Source organism: Mycobacterium persicum (genome assembly GCF_002086675.1).
Classification (GTDB): domain Bacteria; phylum Actinomycetota; class Actinomycetes; order Mycobacteriales; family Mycobacteriaceae; genus Mycobacterium; species Mycobacterium persicum.
Window position 1 is genome coordinate 1 of sequence record NZ_MVIF01000273.1, and the last position, 817, is coordinate 817.

Here is an 817-nt window from a genome sequence, read left to right on the forward strand (position 1 = left end):
CACCCACACTCCCAAACCCAACATTGCCCACCCCCACATTCGCCAACCCCGCATTAAAAATACTCATCCGGTCGGCGCCCTGGAAGAACAACCCCGACACGTTGTCCCCGACATTACCCACACCCGAGGTCGACAGACCCAACATATTGCTGTTGTTGATCCCCGACAGCAACTCACCCTTGTTGATGAAACCCGACACCAGATTACCCAAATTCTGATAACCCGAACTCAGCGACCCAACATTCCACCAACCCGACACACCACTACCACTATTGCCGAAACCCGAGCCGCCACCCACACCCGAATTAAAGAAACCCGACGACGGCACACCCGTCGCGTTCCCAAAACCCGGAGCCGCCGCCAACTGGAACACCGGAATCGTCACCGGCCCAATACCACCCGCCACAACCGCCGACAACGACGTCGTATCACCACCCACCACAACATCATTAAACGTAATCGGATTGATGGTGATTGGCGGGACGAGGATTGCACCTATCTGATTGTCGACGGTTATGCCCAAACTGATCGGCAGGGGCGGTAGTGGGATGGTGACGTTCTTGTCGATCACCGGGATGTGAACGTGGACGCCGACCTCATCGGTCTGTTGTCCGAGCACATTGAGCTGAAGGTTCAGCGGTATGCCAGTATTGCTGTCGCCGATCCCGTGCACCATGAATGACTGCACGGTCAGGCCGGTGATCTGGCCGGTGATGGGCAATTCGAATACGCCGCCGCCGCCGAGGGTGAGCGGGATGTTGGGGATGGTGAGGGTGTAGTCGGCGGCGATGAGGCCCTGGCCGGTGCCGCGCCAGAA

Annotated in this window: 1 protein-coding gene; it reads right to left on the reverse strand. The window is 58.3% G+C overall.

Translation table 11 applies throughout. From position 1 onward, the window contains the following. On the reverse strand, positions 1-721 hold a 721-nt coding region (locus tag BST40_RS28335), incomplete at its 3' end, for a hypothetical protein (RefSeq protein ID WP_208618955.1). Positions 722-817 lie beyond the last annotated feature (96 nt).